11 protein-coding genes are annotated in these 15,391 nt (G+C 70.6%); 8 read left to right on the top strand and 3 right to left on the bottom strand.

The window, feature by feature from the left end:
* Positions 1-128 precede the first annotated feature (128 nt).
* The 6 genes from N4G66_RS36830 to N4G66_RS36805 all read left to right on the top strand — a co-directional run bounded on the left by N4G66_RS36830 (position 129) and on the right by N4G66_RS36805 (position 7,510).
* Positions 129-686 carry a hypothetical protein gene (locus tag N4G66_RS36830; RefSeq protein WP_261708669.1) on the top strand — a complete coding sequence of 186 codons (558 nt, stop codon included), beginning with the start codon at positions 129-131 and terminating at the stop codon, positions 684-686.
* Between the two features lie 427 nt (positions 687-1,113).
* Positions 1,114-1,401 (top strand): hypothetical protein, encoded by a 288-nt coding sequence (locus tag N4G66_RS36825; protein WP_261708668.1) that lies wholly within the window; start codon positions 1,114-1,116, stop codon positions 1,399-1,401.
* A 150-nt stretch (positions 1,402-1,551) separates the two neighbouring features.
* Complete coding sequence (locus tag N4G66_RS36820; protein ID WP_261708667.1) at positions 1,552-3,519, top strand: M48 family metalloprotease; 1,968 nt, start codon at positions 1,552-1,554, stop codon at positions 3,517-3,519.
* A 375-nt stretch (positions 3,520-3,894) separates the two neighbouring features.
* Positions 3,895-4,359 carry a DUF3592 domain-containing protein gene (locus N4G66_RS36815; protein WP_261708666.1) on the top strand — a complete coding sequence of 155 codons (465 nt, stop codon included), beginning with the start codon at positions 3,895-3,897 and terminating at the stop codon, positions 4,357-4,359.
* 207 nt (positions 4,360-4,566) lie between these two features.
* Positions 4,567-6,618, top strand: coding sequence for a phosphocholine-specific phospholipase C (locus N4G66_RS36810; RefSeq protein ID WP_261708665.1), 2,052 nt, complete (start codon positions 4,567-4,569; stop codon positions 6,616-6,618).
* Between the two features lie 52 nt (positions 6,619-6,670).
* A complete protein-coding gene (locus tag N4G66_RS36805; RefSeq protein WP_261708664.1) occupies positions 6,671-7,510 on the top strand; it encodes a phospholipid scramblase-related protein in 840 nt (279 codons plus the stop codon).
* Positions 7,511-7,619: 109 nt separating this feature from the next.
* Here N4G66_RS36805 and N4G66_RS36800 read toward each other — a convergent pair whose 3' ends face one another.
* Positions 7,620-8,588 carry a hypothetical protein gene (locus N4G66_RS36800; RefSeq protein ID WP_261708663.1) on the bottom strand — a complete coding sequence of 323 codons (969 nt, stop codon included), beginning with the start codon at positions 8,586-8,588 and terminating at the stop codon, positions 7,620-7,622.
* A complete protein-coding gene (locus N4G66_RS36795; RefSeq protein ID WP_261708662.1) occupies positions 8,585-9,505 on the bottom strand; it encodes a phosphatase PAP2 family protein in 921 nt (306 codons plus the stop codon). Before N4G66_RS36795 ends, N4G66_RS36800 begins: the two co-directional genes overlap by 4 nt.
* A 229-nt stretch (positions 9,506-9,734) precedes the next feature.
* Between N4G66_RS36795 and N4G66_RS36790 the strand changes: the two genes are divergently transcribed.
* The gene (locus tag N4G66_RS36790) at positions 9,735-10,352 is read left to right on the top strand and encodes a TetR/AcrR family transcriptional regulator (RefSeq protein WP_261708661.1); all 618 of its coding nucleotides are present in this window, start codon (positions 9,735-9,737) and stop codon (positions 10,350-10,352) included.
* Between the two features lie 272 nt (positions 10,353-10,624).
* On the opposite strand, the gene N4G66_RS36785 is transcribed toward N4G66_RS36790, so the two are convergent.
* Positions 10,625-11,629, bottom strand: a complete 1,005-nt coding sequence (locus N4G66_RS36785; protein WP_261708660.1) for a DUF2510 domain-containing protein — start codon at positions 11,627-11,629, stop codon at positions 10,625-10,627.
* Positions 11,630-12,658: 1,029 nt separating this feature from the next.
* Here N4G66_RS36785 and N4G66_RS36780 point away from each other — a divergent pair.
* Positions 12,659-15,325 (top strand): ATP-binding protein, encoded by a 2,667-nt coding sequence (locus N4G66_RS36780; RefSeq protein WP_261708659.1) that lies wholly within the window; start codon positions 12,659-12,661, stop codon positions 15,323-15,325.
* Positions 15,326-15,391 lie beyond the last annotated feature (66 nt).

The raw sequence follows: 15,391 nt of genomic DNA, 5'->3' as shown, positions 1-15,391 counted from the left end.
CCCGAGGGGTCCGGTGTGATCCACCGTCGCATCCCATGAGGTCACGGGGGTGCAGCGTTGTCCGGCCATCGGTTCGGATTCGGCCCGGTGATCCGTTACGCTGCGGGCCGTCGATCGCAAAGGAAGACATGTTCAAGCGACTTGTGACGGCCGCGGTGACGGCGGTTCTGATAGCCGGACTCGGCGCGTGCAGCCGTGGGGGTGACGTCCACGACGAGGGCACGCAGCACTCGGTCGACGCCGGCCGGGACGGTGGGGGCGTTGCCGAGGAGTCCCGGCCGGACCCGGCCACCACGACGGACGCGAGCGTCTTCGGCCTCCGGGACGAGGTCCGCCACCTCGCCGCCAGGACCACCCGGGCCACGCGGCCGCACACGACCAAGAAGTGCACCACGACCACGCGGCGGGTCAAACACACGACAAGCACCGGATCGGGCACCAAGCGGCGCACCCGCACCTCGTACTCCACCGAGCAGTCCAAGAACTGCAAACAGGTCCGCAGCGGAACCGAGACCTACACGCGCGTCGTCCGGCCGGAACGATGGTGCGTCAGCCTGGACAACCTCGACGGCGACGCGACGCACGACGACGTCTGGTACCGGGTCAGCAAAACGACCTACGACGCCGCCATCGGCACGGACAGGCACGCCCGCATGGACTTCACCCCCACGGGCAGCGACTGCTGACCTGAAACGCACCGGCCGTCTCCCGCCGGCCCCGCTCCGGACGGCGTGCCGCGTCTGGCCCATGAGATGCCGGCGGCATGCAGACGGCCTTGGGCGGCAAGATCACGTGATGTGACGAACAATGCCTCGATATTGCCGAGTTGACGTACACATCACATATTTTCAGTAGCCTGATCGCCCATCAGCCGCCGCCCGCCACCCCTCGGCGCCGCTCATCCCTGAAGGGCTCCCCATGCCTCCCACGTTGCCGCAGCCGGTGCCGGTTCCGTCGCTTCGCAGCTGGACGCTGGCCGTCGTGACGTCACATCGGCCGGACGAAACCGAGGTTTTCGATACGTTGGTCGAGCCGTATCTCACTCCGCGGGGCTCGCTCCGAAGGCAGCGAGGCGGTGCCGACCGAGCCCTGGGGAGCGGTCTGGACACCGCTGTGGGTCTCATCACCCCGGTTGCCCTGCTGGCCTGCGCGGCGGCGCGGGAGGCCCTGATCGACACCGTGAAGAATGAAGTGTCGGGGCGGATCGACGGCCTTCTGCGGCGGGTGCTGCGCAGCGACGAGCGGGACACCGCCGAAACCGAGGTCGTCCTGACGGTCGAGACCTTGGCGGCCGTCAGGGACGCGGGCATGCGCGCGGCGCGGCAAGCGGGTCTCGACGAGACCGAAGCGCGCGCCCTCGCGGATGCGGTGACAGGGGCTCTGCTGGATACCGAGAGGTGAACGTCCCCGGCCTCGGTACCGGGGTTCGGGGTTCGGGTGCGCCCGGCATCCTCAGGTCGGGCGTCCTCACGCCCCTCGGCGCGCCCCATGCGCCGCACCACAGACGAAGGCACCTGGTCACCGCGTCCCGCGCGTCGGCGGAGGGTTCGGATGGCTGAGACACCGGCGTCCGGGAGGCAGATGGAGCCTTCCTCGGGGGCGTACCGCCCCGACCCGCTGACGTACCCGCGCTCCGGTCTCGCCCTGCTCGTACTGGCCGGCTGCGCCTTGCTCTCCGACGCCATCGTGATCAGCCGCTTCGCGGGCTGGGAGCCGCTCCACGCAGTCGTCCTGTACCTGCCGATCTTTCTGGCCGTGCGACGCCGGCCCACGAGGCGGTACGGTCGGCTGGCGGTGCTGCCCAAGGGGCACTTCACCGATCTGGTGGAACGGGTGGGCCGTGAGATGGGTCTCCGCGAACCAGTGACAGTGCTCGATGCCTCACGACTACGGCACCGCGGCCTGAGGGTCGACCTGTGGAAGGGACGGCCAGTACTCCTCGTCGGATCCGAACAGGTGGAGATTGCGAGGCTTCAGCCGCTCGGGGGAGAGGCTGTCGTGCGGCACGAGTTGTCCCATGTGGTCAACCGGGACATCCCACTGCGGGAATTGACCATTTCGTTCCGCAGGGCGTACCTCAGCCTGATCGGGGTCCTCGTCTGCGTCATCGGCCTCCGGGCCAGGGCAACGGAGCCCGGCCGCTGGATCGAGGCCGTCTTTCCGGTCGTCTGGCGGGCCGTGGTCACGGTCTTTCTCGTCGTCGCGGTCACTCGTGCCCTGCTGCGCACACGCGAGTACTACGCCGACGCCCGCTCGGGTGCGGGAGCTGCTCCGGAGGTGCGTGGTGCCCTGATCGACATGTGCCGGAGGCAGTCGCCCCGGCGTCGCGGCGACAGGCGGGCCCGGTCCGTGATGGCCGGGGCTCGCGGCCTGATGCGCAACCACCCTGATCCCCGGCTGCGGGTCCAGGCCCTCGAAGAGCCGGACACACTCATGCGGTTGGCGCCCTGGGACTGCTTCCTGGCGGGTGCGTTCGCCGGCATGCTCTCGAGCGCCGTCGGCTCCGCGGCCCAGGCATTTCTGCCCACCGCCGCCACCCCCTCATCGATGCGGGAGGCCATGGCGTCCGGCTTGGTCGCCGGGGTACCTCTCGGATTCTTCCTGTGCTCGGCCCTGTGGCGGTCCTGCTGGCACGACCTGGCCCGGTCCCGGAACCCTCGCACCGCGTCGACCGCCTTGGCGACCGCTGTCGGGTTGCTGGCGGGGGTCCCTCTTGCTGTGTCGGACAGCGCGGTGTCCGCCGGATCAGCGGCACATGTGATGTCCCCGCTCATCGACTGGCGGCTGGTTCTCGCCACGGTTGTCGGCACGTTGCTGGTGTTCCGTTGGCTCGCCGACGTGGCCGCCGCGATGTGGCGCCGAGCCCGACCGGCCCGAGCCGAATCCGACTCCACCGGCCCGGCGGCGTCCTTCCGTCTGCAGTACCGGCTGGCCCTGCTCCCGGCGACGGTGCCGATCTGCTGGCTCATCGCGTTCCTCCAGCACTGGCGGCTCGCCAATCTGGCCGGACGCCCGAACGCGGGACGGACCGCCTTCCGCGAGTTCCTCCTGGTGCCCCCGTACACCGCCTTGGTCCTCGTACTGGCCGCAGTGCTGCCCGCCGTGATTCACCGGTCCGATCTGGCGCGACCCGGGGGCACGGTCACAGGTTGGACGCGGACGGGCAAGGGCGGAGCGGTGGGTGCCGCAGTTGCACTCGGCGCCCTGCTGGTCAACCCGCATTTCGGGTCCGCGGACATTCCGTGGACAGCGAGGGACGCCAGCGCCGGATATGTGTTTGTGTATCTCGCGTTCGCGGTGACCGCATGTGTCGTCGCGGCCCGATCGTCCTCCTTCGAACGAGGCGCCCACGCGCTGCGGGTCACGCTGGTCGCGGGCTTCACCGTCACCGTCGTCCTCACCTTTTCGGGCGCGGCCCAGGACGTGTCGCAGACCGCTCTCGTCGCGACGCAGCTCTGGGCGATCCCAGCAGCTGCCCTGGGCAGCCTGATTGCGGGCCGGTCTCGGCCACGCCGTTGAACAAGAAGATGAGCCCGCCCGGGTGCCTGGAGAGCCGGACGACGTGCGAGAGCAGCCGGGTGGCTTCCCGGTCGGCGGGTTCGGCTGCGGCGATGGAACGGAAGTGGCTCTGCGTCCGTCTTGGCGTAGAAGGCTCCACCGCGGCCTGATTCCTACGGGCGGGGCGAGTGGTGGTGCCTGGACCGGCGGACCGAGCCTCGGGCGTGCGGACCGGGGCGGGCCGACTGATCCGACCCGGACGGCATTGTGGGGTGAACTCCTGACGTTCACACGGCTTCACGCGCTTCGTCATGACTTCATCCGCTCCGTCACGACTTCACGCGCTCCGTCGCACCATCAGAACCATCAGCATGATTCGCACCAAAGGAACTTCGCATGATCTTCATCGCACTTGTGTTCGTCGCCATCGTCTCCGCGATCGTGCTCGTCCCCGTCGCCATGGCCGTGTCGGTGGTGAAGCGGGTCCGCTGGCGGACGCGGGCACAGCGGCACGGCCTGCGCACCGAGGGCAGATGCATAAGAATCGATACGGTGCGGCGCACCGGCGGTGGGCATGCCCCGTCGTTGCGGCGCTACTTCCTCTTCGAGTTCACGACCCAGGACGGCAGGCAGGTCCGCTTCGAGGACGTCGCGCCCAACAGCACCATGCCGGGCGACTTCTTCACCGTGTCCTATCTTCCGGAGCGCCCGGACAAAGCGACGGTCGCCCTGCCCGGCGACCGCAGAGCCCAGCGGGAGCTCGGCTGCATTCTGGTGTTCCTCGCCTTCTTCCTCATCGTTTCACTGGTGATCGCCGGTGCCGGGATCGGCGTGCTCTCCGTGTTCGCGGGCGGCAGCTGACATGGACGGCGACATCCGGTGGATCGTGGACGGACCGGCGGCGTGTTCCGGTGCCGCGTCCGGAACCGTTCGCTTCGTGTACCGCCGAGTTTCACGCAAGTGATACAGGGCCCTTTCCTGACGTTTGGTGCGCTTGGAACACTCCCTTCGCGCACGTTCCACCAACCTCCGGCCCATGGGCCCGTCAGGACAAGAGGTCACCCACTCATGCCCCAAGCGAATCGGCGCCGATTCCTCCAACTCGCCGGTGGTACAGCGGCGTTCACCACGCTGTCCGGCAGCATCCAGCGTGCGGCGGCTCTGCCCGCGCACCACCGTTCGGGCACGATCGAGGATGTCGAGCACATCGTCGTCCTGATGCAGGAGAACCGTTCGTTCGACCACTACTTCGGTTCGATGAGGGGCGTCCGCGGGTTCGGCGACCCGCGTCCGGCCACCACGACGGGCACCAAGCCGGTCTGGTACCAGTCGGACGGCACCAAGGACGTACTCCCCTTCCACCCGGAGGCGGACGACCTGGGGCTCGCGTTCATCCAGGACCTCCCGCACGGCTGGAGCGACGGGCACGCCGCGTTCAACAAGGGCAGGTACGACAAGTGGGTGCCCGCCAAGTCGGCGACGACGATGGCCTATCTGACACGTGAGGACATCCCGTTCCACTACGCGCTGGCCGACTCGTTCACCATCTGCGACGCGTACCACTGCTCGTTCATCGGCTCCACGGACCCCAACCGCTACTACATGTGGACGGGTTTCACGGGCAACGACGGCAAGGGCGGCGGCCCGGTTCTCGGCAACGACGAGGCGGGGTACGGCTGGACGACCTACCCGGAGCGGCTGGAGGCGGCCGGGATCTCCTGGAAGGTCTACCAGGACGTCGGCGACGGGCTCGACGCGAACGGCTCCTGGGGCTGGATCCCCGACGCCTACCGGGGCAACTACGGTGACAACTCGCTGCTCTACTTCAACCAGTACCGCAACGCCAAGCCCGGCGACCCGCTGTACGACAAGGCCCGTACCGGCACCGACGCCCGCAAGGGCGAGGGCTTCTTCGACCGGCTGCGGGCCGACGTGCAGGGCGGGACGCTGCCGCAGATCTCCTGGATCGCCGCTCCCGAGGCGTTCTCCGAGCACCCCAACTGGCCCGCCAACTACGGTGCTTGGTACATCTCCCAGGTGCTGGACGCGCTCACCTCCGACCCCGAGGTGTGGAGCAGGACGGCGCTGTTCATCACGTACGACGAGAACGACGGCTTCTTCGACCACCTGGTGCCGCCGTTCCCGCCGCAGTCCGCCGCGCAGGGCAAGTCGACGGTCGATGTCGGCCCGGACCTCTACGCGGGTGACGCGAGCCGTGCCGCCGGACCGTACGGACTGGGCCAGCGGGTGCCGATGCTCGTCGTCTCGCCCTGGAGCAAGGGCGGTTACGTCTGCTCCGAGACGCTCGACCACACCTCGATCATCCGGTTCATGGAAGCCCGGTTCGGGGTGCGCGAGCCCAACATCTCGCCCTGGCGGCGCGCCATCAGCGGCGATCTCACCGCCGCCTTCGACTTCGCCCACAAGGACACCGAGCCGGTCGCACTGCCCGACACCGACGGCTACCGGCCGCCGGACGGCAACCGCCACCCCGACTATGTGCCGACCCCGCCCGCGAACCCCGCCCTGCCCAGGCAGGAGCGCGGATCGCGCCCGGCCCGTCCCCTCAAGTACGCGCCTCTCGTGGACGGTTCGGCGGACACCGCGGCCGGCAAGTACACGCTGACCTTCGGCTCCGGCGCCAAGGCCGGCGCGGCTTTCCTCGTCACCTCCGGAAACCGCGCCGACGGCCCCTGGACGTACACCACCGAAGCGGGCAAAACCGTCTCGGACACCTGGAACTCCGCGTACTCCGGCGGCTCGTACGACCTCACGGTGCACGGTCCGAACGGTTTCCTGCGTACGTTCAAGGGTGCCGGAAAGACGGCGGGGCCCGAGGTCACCGCCCGCCATGCCGGCTGCGACGTGGAGCTCACCCTCGTCAACAAGGGCGCCGCCACGGCGACGCTCAAGCTCACGAACGGCTACGGCGGACAGCCTCAGGTCTTCCGCGTGAAGGCGGGCGCGACCGTGAAGTACACGGTGGATCTGCGGGCGAGCAAGTGCTGGTACGACCTGACCGTCGTCTCCGACACGGAGACGGGCTTCCTGCGGCGATTCGCCGGGCATGTCGAGAATGGGATGCCCGGTGTCAGTGACCCGGCCCTCATCACCTTGTGATGGATGCCCAACTGCCGGTTCATTTTCGGGCACGCCACGGTAGTGTGCCCCGGTGACCACGCATTCGAACACTCCTGCAGGTTGGTACCCGGACCCGAACGGGACGCCCGAGACGCAGCGTTACTGGGACGGCTCGCAGTGGACCGACCAGCAGGCTCCTGCCGCACAGCAGGTGCCCCAGCAGGCCCAGCCGCCGCAGCAGGCGTTCCCTCAGCAGGCTGCGGCTCCCGATTCGCGCGTTCAGCGTCAGGTGCAGCAGCAGGCCGGGGTGGCGCCGAGCGGCGTCGGCGGCGGCACGCTGTTCACCGAGCCGGTCCTGGTGGTGAACCAGAAGGCCAAGCTGATCGAGCTGACCAACGAGTACAAGGTCATGGATCAGCAGGGCAATCTGATCGGCTCGGTCGTCGAGGTCGGGCAGGGCGTACTCAGGAAGATCCTGCGCCTCGTCTCCAGCCTCGACCAGTACCTGACGCACCGGCTGGAGATCCGTGACGCGCACGGCCAGCCGCAGCTGCTGCTCACGCGCCCCGCGAAGATATTCAAGTCGCGGGTGATCGTGACGCGTCCGGACGGTTCGGCCGTCGGCGAGATCGTGCAGCAGAACATGATCGGCAAGATCAACTTCGCGATGAACGTCAACGGCCAGAAGGTCGGTGCGATCAAGGCGGAGAACTGGCGTGCCTGGAACTTCGCGATCGTCGACCACACGGAGAACGAGGTGGCCCGGATCACGAAGACCTGGGAAGGCCTCGCCAAGACGATGTTCACGACCGCGGACAACTACGTCCTGCAGATCCACTTCCAGCTCCCCGAGCCGCTGTTGAGTCTCGTCGTCGCGACGGCGCTGACCGTCGACACGGCGCTCAAGCAGGATTCCCGCGGGCTGGGCTGACCGGTTGCGGTTGTAGGGAAGGGCGGTCGCGGATCTCTCCGCGACCGCCCTTCCTGCTTGTTCCCGCTCGTTCCCGCTTGTCCCCGGCAGTGACGCGAGTCGCGTGTTCCTACAGCGACGTGAGATGGCCCGAGTTGGGTTGCTGGGGCGTCAACGAGGGTTCGTACGTCGCTGATCCCGGCTCCAGCGCCAGCACCGCGGCGACCGGGTGGTCGTCGTCCACGAGGGCGTCCGGGGGAGCGTCCATCGGGGCCCCGGACGACTCGGGCGCCGAGCGGGACAGCGTCACGACGCCCCACCCGGCGATCGACGCCCCCGCGAGCGCGAGCAGCAGGCCCGCCGCGCCGCCCTGGAGACGTTCGCCGAGCAGCGACAGCCCGATCACCGCCGCGGCCAGCGGGTTGGCGAGCGTCACAACGGCCAGCGGGGCGCCGAGTCCGCCCTGGTAGGCGGTCTGCGACAGCAGCAGTCCGCCCGCCGCGAAGACCGCCACGAGCAGCGCCACCACGACGACTTGGGCGCTCGGCAGCGAGTCCGATCGGTCCGTCGCGGCCACCGTCACGGTCTGGGTGAGCGCCGAGGCCGCGCCCGAGGCGACCCCGGAGGCCGTCGCGTGCCGCAGGCCCGGCCGCGCGCCGCGCGACAGCCCGCCGATGACCACGGCGGTCGTTCCCGCGACGGCCAATGCCTGCGGCAGGCTCAGTACATCGTCCGGCGCGGGCCCGGACGCCGTGACGAGCAGTGCTGCGAGGCCGGTCAGCGTGAGCGCCGTACCGCGCCACTCGACCGCGCTGACCCGTCGCCCGGCGATCCGCGCGCCCAGCGGCACCGCCGCCACGAGTGTGAGCGCCCCGAGCGGCTGGACCAGAGTGAGCGTTCCGTACTTGAGGGCAGCGACGTGCAGCAGCGCGGCCGCGGCGTTCAGCGTCACCGACCACCACCAGGCGCCGTGGGCCAGCAGGCGCAGCGTGCCGGAGCCGGCCGACCGTGCGGCCAGCCGCTCCTGGGCGACGGCCGCGGAGGCGTACGCCCCGGCGGAGAACAGGGACAGGACGACGGCGGCGAGCGTCGGGTTCATCGCCCCGCTCCTACGAGTTCGGGCAGATCCTGTACGGGGACCTCGGCGCGCTCGCGCGTCCAGCCGGCCCCCGCGTTCGTCGCCGTCCGGTGCGGAGGCTGGACCACGGCGAGGGCGATGCAGAGCAGCGCGGTCGCGACGATCGCGTCGAGCCAGTAGTGGTTCGCGGTGCCGACGATCACCAGCAGGGTGAGCAGGGGATGCAGCAGCCACAGCACACGAAGGCGCGACCGGGTCGCCGTGATCAGGCCGATCGCGACCATCAGCGCCCAGCCGAAGTGCAGCGACGGCATCGCCGCGAACTGGTTCGCCAGCGCGTCGGTCGCCGGGTGCGCCCCGTACACCGTGGGCCCGTACACCTGGCCGGTGTCGACGAGACCCGCCTCGGCGAGCAGCCGCGGCGGCGCGAGCGGGAAGGCGAGGTGCCCGATCAGGGCGGTGGCGGTGACCAGGGCGAGGACCCGGCGCGCCCACACGTAGTGCGCCGGGCGCCGCAGATACAGCCAGACCAGGAAGGCGACGGTGGCCGGGAAGTGGACCGTCGCGTAGTAGGTGTTCGCGATGTGCACGAGCGGGTCGCTGTGCAGCAGCGTGGCCTGTACGGCGCCCTCGCCCGGCAGGTGCAGGGACCGTTCCCAGCCCCAGACGCGGTGCGCGTTGGCGAAGGCCTCGCCGGTGTGGCCGGTGGCCAGCAGGCGGCCGGCCTTGTAGACGACGAAGAGACCGACGACCAGCAGCAGCTCCCGCAGGAGCGGCGGGCGCGCCGCGGTGCCGTCCGGGTCTGGGTGCGTGTGCGGCTGCGGGTGTGCCTGGGCGGCCGCGTCGCGTGACGCGGCCGTGGGTATGGCCGCGTCGGGCGGCTCCGGTTCTGATGCGGACTCGGATGCGGAATCTGCAGGCTCGGTTCGGGAATCCATCCCCGGCCCCCTTGCTGACGGTCTCGTGTCGGGTGGTGCGCGGTGAGCCCAGGACAGGATCCACTCGGCCTCCGCGCGGGAGGGGTGGATCCTGTCCGAGGCTCATCGATACGGCAGTGTACCGATACGCGAGTGTACCGATACGAAGACGTACCGGTACACTCGCGTATCGATTACACTGGGCGCAAGACCGCACCGGCGTGAGCCGGATCGAGCGAGGAGAAGCGCCATGACGTCGCAGGCCGCGGACGGACCGGAGACGGTCGTCGCCTCGCGCCGCTCCAAGATCACGCCCGAGCGTGAGCAGGAGTTCTACGACGCGGTACTCGAGCAGATCCGGGAGTGCGGATACGAGGCGCTCACCATGGAGGGCGTCGCCGCCAGCACCCGGTGCAGCAAGTCCACGCTCTACCGGCAGTGGAAGACGAAGCCCCAGTTCGTGGCCGCCGCGCTGCGCAGCAACCGCTGTCCGCGGTTCACGGGGATCGACACCGGCTCGCTCGCCGGAGATCTGCGCGAGGCCGCCAGGGCCGCGGGCGAATGGTCGGCCAGGGACAGTACGCAGTTGCTGCAGGGCCTCGGCAACGCCGTGATGCAGGACAAGGAGCTCCAGCAGGCGCTCCGCGACGCGCTCGTCGAACCCGAGGTCGCCGAGCTGCGGCAGATGGTCAGCCGTGGCGTCGAGCGCGGAGAGGTAGCCGCCGGTCACCCGGCACTGGAGTTCATCCCGGCCCAGATGCTCGGCGTTCTGCGGGTGCGCCCCCTCCTGGAGGGTCAGTACGCGGACGCGGCGTATCTCACACGGTTCGTGGAGGCGGTCGTACTGCCGACGCTGGGCCTCACTTAAGACTCAGGCCGCCGTCCGTGGGATGACCGGACGTCGGCCTGTAACGCGCCGCACCGTGGGGACGGGGGCGGCGCGCACCCCCCGGCCGGGTGGGGTTCCCCTTGAGCGGAGGGGCGCTCCACCCGGCCGATCCATGTCCGAGGTGTCCGACCAGGGCTGGGACAGGGATGCCCAGCGGTGGCGGTCCTGCTTGCAGCCGCACGCACCACACCCGCTCACCGGCATCCACAAGGCACGGCCGGCATCCTCCACCGTGATCGACCGGGCAGGTCCTAGACGTTCTGCCCGTTGCCGCCGGTCCCGGCCGCCACCTTGATGCCCTTGGTGATCGTGTCGATGACCGACAGCTGAGGGGCCTTGGAACTGACGTCGACGCCGAAGCGGACCACGACGAGCGAGGCGGGGTCGGCCGGGGAGGGGAAGACGAGCGATTCGACGTAGCCGTCGTCGCCCTTGCTCGTCGCGACCTTCCAGCGGACCAGATAGCCCTTCTCACCGGCCACCGTGACCGCCTTCGAGGCGAGCTGCGTGTGCGAGGTGATCGAGCCGTAGCCCTTTCCGTACGACTCGGTCGCGTTCTTGGAGATGTCCTCCTTGGCCGCCGCCTCCGCCGTCGTGGACTTCAGCTTCTGCGCCTTCGCCGGAGCCGAGTAGGCGCCGCCGCGCTGGCAGTTCTGCGAGGTGTCGCCCGGGCACTTGTAGGTGTCCTTGGTGGAGACCGCGGCGGTGCCCGCGCCGCTCTGGCCGGTCCAGCCGTCCGGAACCGGGATGCTGATGCCGTTGTAGACGTCCGTGGCGTAGCCGTCCTCGGTCTGCGGCAGACCCGAGGCGCCCGGCGCCGGCGTCTGCCCGCCGAAACCACCGGAGCCTCCGGAGTCGCCAGGAGCACCGCTCGGACCGCCCGAGCCGTCCTGGCCCCCACCGGGGCCGCCCTGGCCGCCCTGTCCGTTCGGCCCGCCAGGTCCCTGGGAAGCCGCGCTGCCACCGCCTCCGCCGTCATTGGTCAGCGCGTACACGCCGCCGCCGATGCCCGCGAGCACGGCGATCGCCGCCGCGACGGCTATGCCCGTGCGCAGCCAGCGCCGCGGGCCACCCGGGGCGTACGGCGGATACGGTCCGGCCTCCGGCGGGTGTGCCGGCGGACCCCATACGGCCGCCGACCCGACGGGGCGGACCTGGTCCGTCCATGCCTTACCATCCCACCAGCGCTCGGTGGCGGGAGCGTCACTTGTCTGCCCGGGGTCGGGATACCAGCCGGGGGGAGTCACCTGCGTCATGGGCCCACCGTATGAGCCCAGGGTGAAAGGCGGATGAGAGGGTTCCCCCGAAGCCGTCTCCGGGACCTGAGGCGAGTGCCCTGGGAGGCGCGGCGACCTTCCCCGGAGCCCGCCCGGAGCCCGCCTGAAGCCCGCCCGGAGACGGCCCTGGGGCCCGTGCCGGGACCTGACGCGGGCACGCCGACGAGGGCGGAGTGTACGGCCGGGGTGCACGGCGGAGTGCACGGCGGGGTGCACTCCAGGGCTGCCCCACCGGTCAACCTTCCGCTCCGCTGGCGGCGCCCGCGACGGCAGTCGCAGCCCGCCTCGGCCTGGCATGACCGACCCGAGCATGCTGGGGCGCCACCCGGAGGACGGTGAGCGGTCACGGTGTCAGGGTGTCGGCGGTGCCGTACGCGGGCGGGATTCCGATCACGGTGGTCGGCGGCCGACATCGGGACGATGACCGTGACCGGATCGGAATCGGAATCGGATCGGAATCGGCGAATCGGCGGCCGCCCGGCGCGGTCACCGAGCAGCAGGACGAACACAACGGCCCCACCGGACGGATGAAGAACGCCAGTGCCAAGGGCGCGTACGTCGCACAAGTGCCTCGGTCCGGCCGACGGCCTCCGGAGCGAAGAGGCGTTCCGCGGCGACCGTCGCGGAACAGCCGTGGACGCCGAACGCGTACCACTCGATGAACTTGCCCGCGGAGCCTGTGAGTAGGGCTCCGCGGGAGCGCCGGAACGGAGAGCGCGCAGGTCACGGTCACGCGCGGGGGCGCTCGTGCCGGTCCCTCCTGGGGCGTGCGAGGGTCGGTCGAGCCCGGCCCGGCGGTGCGGACGAAGGCGGAGCATTACCTTCATTTTCCGTGCAGTTGACTGTCGACACCTTTGTCCCGGGGCCGTTGGGCGTCCGGTGGCATGGCCTCCGCGACATCGTCGTCATTCGTCCCGGCAACTGCTGCCGGGTCCCGCCTCCACCGTGGCTTCCAGGAGGCTAGGCTCATTGCAGTTACGTCGTTGGGTGACCTGGGGAGGTAGCGGGATGACGGAGGTACGGCCCGGAACGGTCGCCTCGGCTTCCCTGTGGGAGCGCGATGAGGAGGTCGCCACCCTCGAAGAGGCGATCACCGCGCTGCGCGCGGACTCCGCGAGCTCGGGCACCCTGCTGGTGCTCAGCGGCGAGGCGGGGTTCGGCAAGACCGCCCTCCTCGCCGAGACGCGCCGGATCGCGGAGAGCAACGGCTGTGCGGTGTGGTCGGCACGCGGCGGCGAGACCGTCACGTCCGTCCCCTTCAATGTCGTACGGCAGTTACTCCAGCCCGCCCTCGTCTCGCTGCTTCCGGAGGAGGCGCGCGAGTACCTGGGCGACTGGTACGACATCGCCGGCCCCGCGCTCGGCATAGCCGAACCAGGCGACCGGCAGCCCGACCCGCAGGGCGTCTGTGACGGCCTGGTCGCCGCGGTGCGGCGGCTGGCGAAGCGGGAATGGCCGCTCGTCCTGCTCATCGACGACGCGCACTGGGCCGACCAGGAAACCCTGCGCTGGCTCGCCGCGTTCGCCGAGCGTCTCGACGACCTGTCCGTCCTCGTCGTGGTGGCCCGCAGGCCCGGCGGAGTCACCGGCGAGAGCGCCCGGCTGCTCGACGTGGTGGCCGGCGCGGCCGGTCCGATCTCCACCCTGAGCGCGTTGACCCCGGCCGCCGCCGAGGGACTCACCCGTGCCACGCTCGGCGAGCACGCCGACGCGCCGTTCTGCCGCGAGGTGTGGGCGGTCACCGGCGGCAACCCCTACGAGACCGTCGAACTGCTGGCCAAGGTCCAGGACAGTGAAATGGAGCCGAGTGAGGGTTCGGCCGCCGAGCTGCGCGACCTGAACCGTTCGGCCCGCGGCCGCGGACTCGTCGCCCGGCTCGAAGGGCTCGGCATCGACGCCACCCGGTTCGCCTGGGCGGCCGCCATTCTCGGCACCGGTATCTCCCTCGACCTCGCCGCCCAACTCGCCGGAATGCCGGACGACGAGGCCTCCCGCTGCGCCGAACTGCTGGGCGCGGCCCGTATCCTGACCGCGGCCGGGTCCGCGAACGGCCACCGGCCGGACGGCGACCTGGAGTTCGTGCACCCACTGATCGCGACAGCGGTCTACCGCTCGATCCCGGACGCCCTGCGCACGGCGATGCACGGTCAGGCGGCCTGGGCGGTCACCGAGTCCGGACGCGGAGCGGCCGCGGCCTCCCGCCACCTCCTCGAAGTGCATCCGGACGACGATCCCGAACTCGTCGAGCAGATGCGCGAGGCCGCCCGCGAACACCTCGCCGTCGGCGCCCCGGACGCGGCCCGGCGCTGCCTGGAGCGCGCGCTGAAGGAGCCACCGCTTCCCGAGATGCACGCGCTGGTGCTCTACGAGCTGGGCTGTGCCACGCTCCTGACCGCGCCGTCCACGACCATCGGCCATCTGCGTGCCGCGCTCGAACGGCCCGGCCTCGAAGACACGGTACGGGTGGACGCCGTCTTCCGGCTCTCCCAAGCGCTGCTCCACAACAACCAGTTGGACGAGGCCGTCCGCACGGTCGACGCGGAGGTCGAGCGGCTCGAGCCGGGACCCGCCCGGATGCGGCTCCAGGCCGTGCACTACATGTGGGAGGGCATCCACGCCGGCGAGGAGCGTGCCGGACACTCCAGCGGTCTCACGGAACTCGTCACGACCTGTACCGGGCGTGACAACGCCGAGCGCGCGCTTCTCATACTGCGCGGTTTCGACGCGATGACCCGCGGCGAGAACGCCGAGGAGGTCGTGGAATTCTGCGACCGGGCCCTGGTCAACGGCCGCCTCGCACCCGGACTCGCCTGGACCGACACCGAGTGGGGCGTCGAACTCCTCCTCATGCTGGGCAGCGCGTACGCCTACGCGGACCGGCTCGACCGGGCCGAGAGCCTGTTCAGCGAGGCCCTGCACGCCTATGTGAAGGCGGGCTGGAGCGGCGGTCATCTGTCCCTGGCCAACGCCTACCTCGGACTCGCCCACCGCAGGCGCGGCCGCCTGGCCGACGCGGAGCACTACCAGCGCGAATCGCTGCGCCTCGCGGAGCGGGTCGGACGCGGGCTGCCTCTGTACTGGTCGGCGACCTGCGGGCTCATCGACACCCTGCTGGCCCGCGGGCACGTCCAGCAGGCCGCGGAGATCGGCGAGCGCTACGGCTTCGCACCTCCGTACCCCTCCACGATCGTCCTTCCCGACACCCGCTCCGTGCGCGGCCGCCTGCTGCTCGCCGTCGGCCGCACGAAGGAGGGCATCAACGAACTGGAGGCGGCCGAGAAGGCCGCCGCCTCCCGCGGCCACCACAACACGGTGCTCGCACCCTGGGGCGTCGACCTCGCGCGGGCACTCGCCACCGAGGACCCGTCACGCGCCGCCACCCTGGCCAGTGACGCCCGGCGCCAGGCCGAGCGGTTCGGCACCGACACGGCGATCGGCGAAGCGCTCCGCTGCGCCGCCGCCCTCGAAACCGGCCAGCGCGCGGTCCGGCTGGCAGCCCAGGCGGTCACCTACCTGGAAGCCTCTCCCTGCCAGTACGAACACGCGGCGGCCCGTATCGAGTACGGCATCGTGTCCCGCTCGGTGATGGAGCTCAACAAGGGCCTGACACTGGCGCGTACCTGCGGGGCGGACGGCCTGGTGGCGAAAGCGGGGGCGGCACTGGCGGGTCTGTAGCCCGCTGCCCGGCAGGGGGCTACGGCATGATCCGCTGCCCGCTGCCCGCTGCCCGCTGCCCGCTGC

The sequence above is a fragment of the Streptomyces rhizosphaerihabitans genome (genome assembly GCF_025399795.1).
GTDB classification, from domain to species: domain Bacteria; phylum Actinomycetota; class Actinomycetes; order Streptomycetales; family Streptomycetaceae; genus Streptomyces; species Streptomyces rhizosphaerihabitans.
Note: the sequence above shows the minus strand (reverse complement) of the source record. Positions and strands in the feature narration are given on the sequence as shown.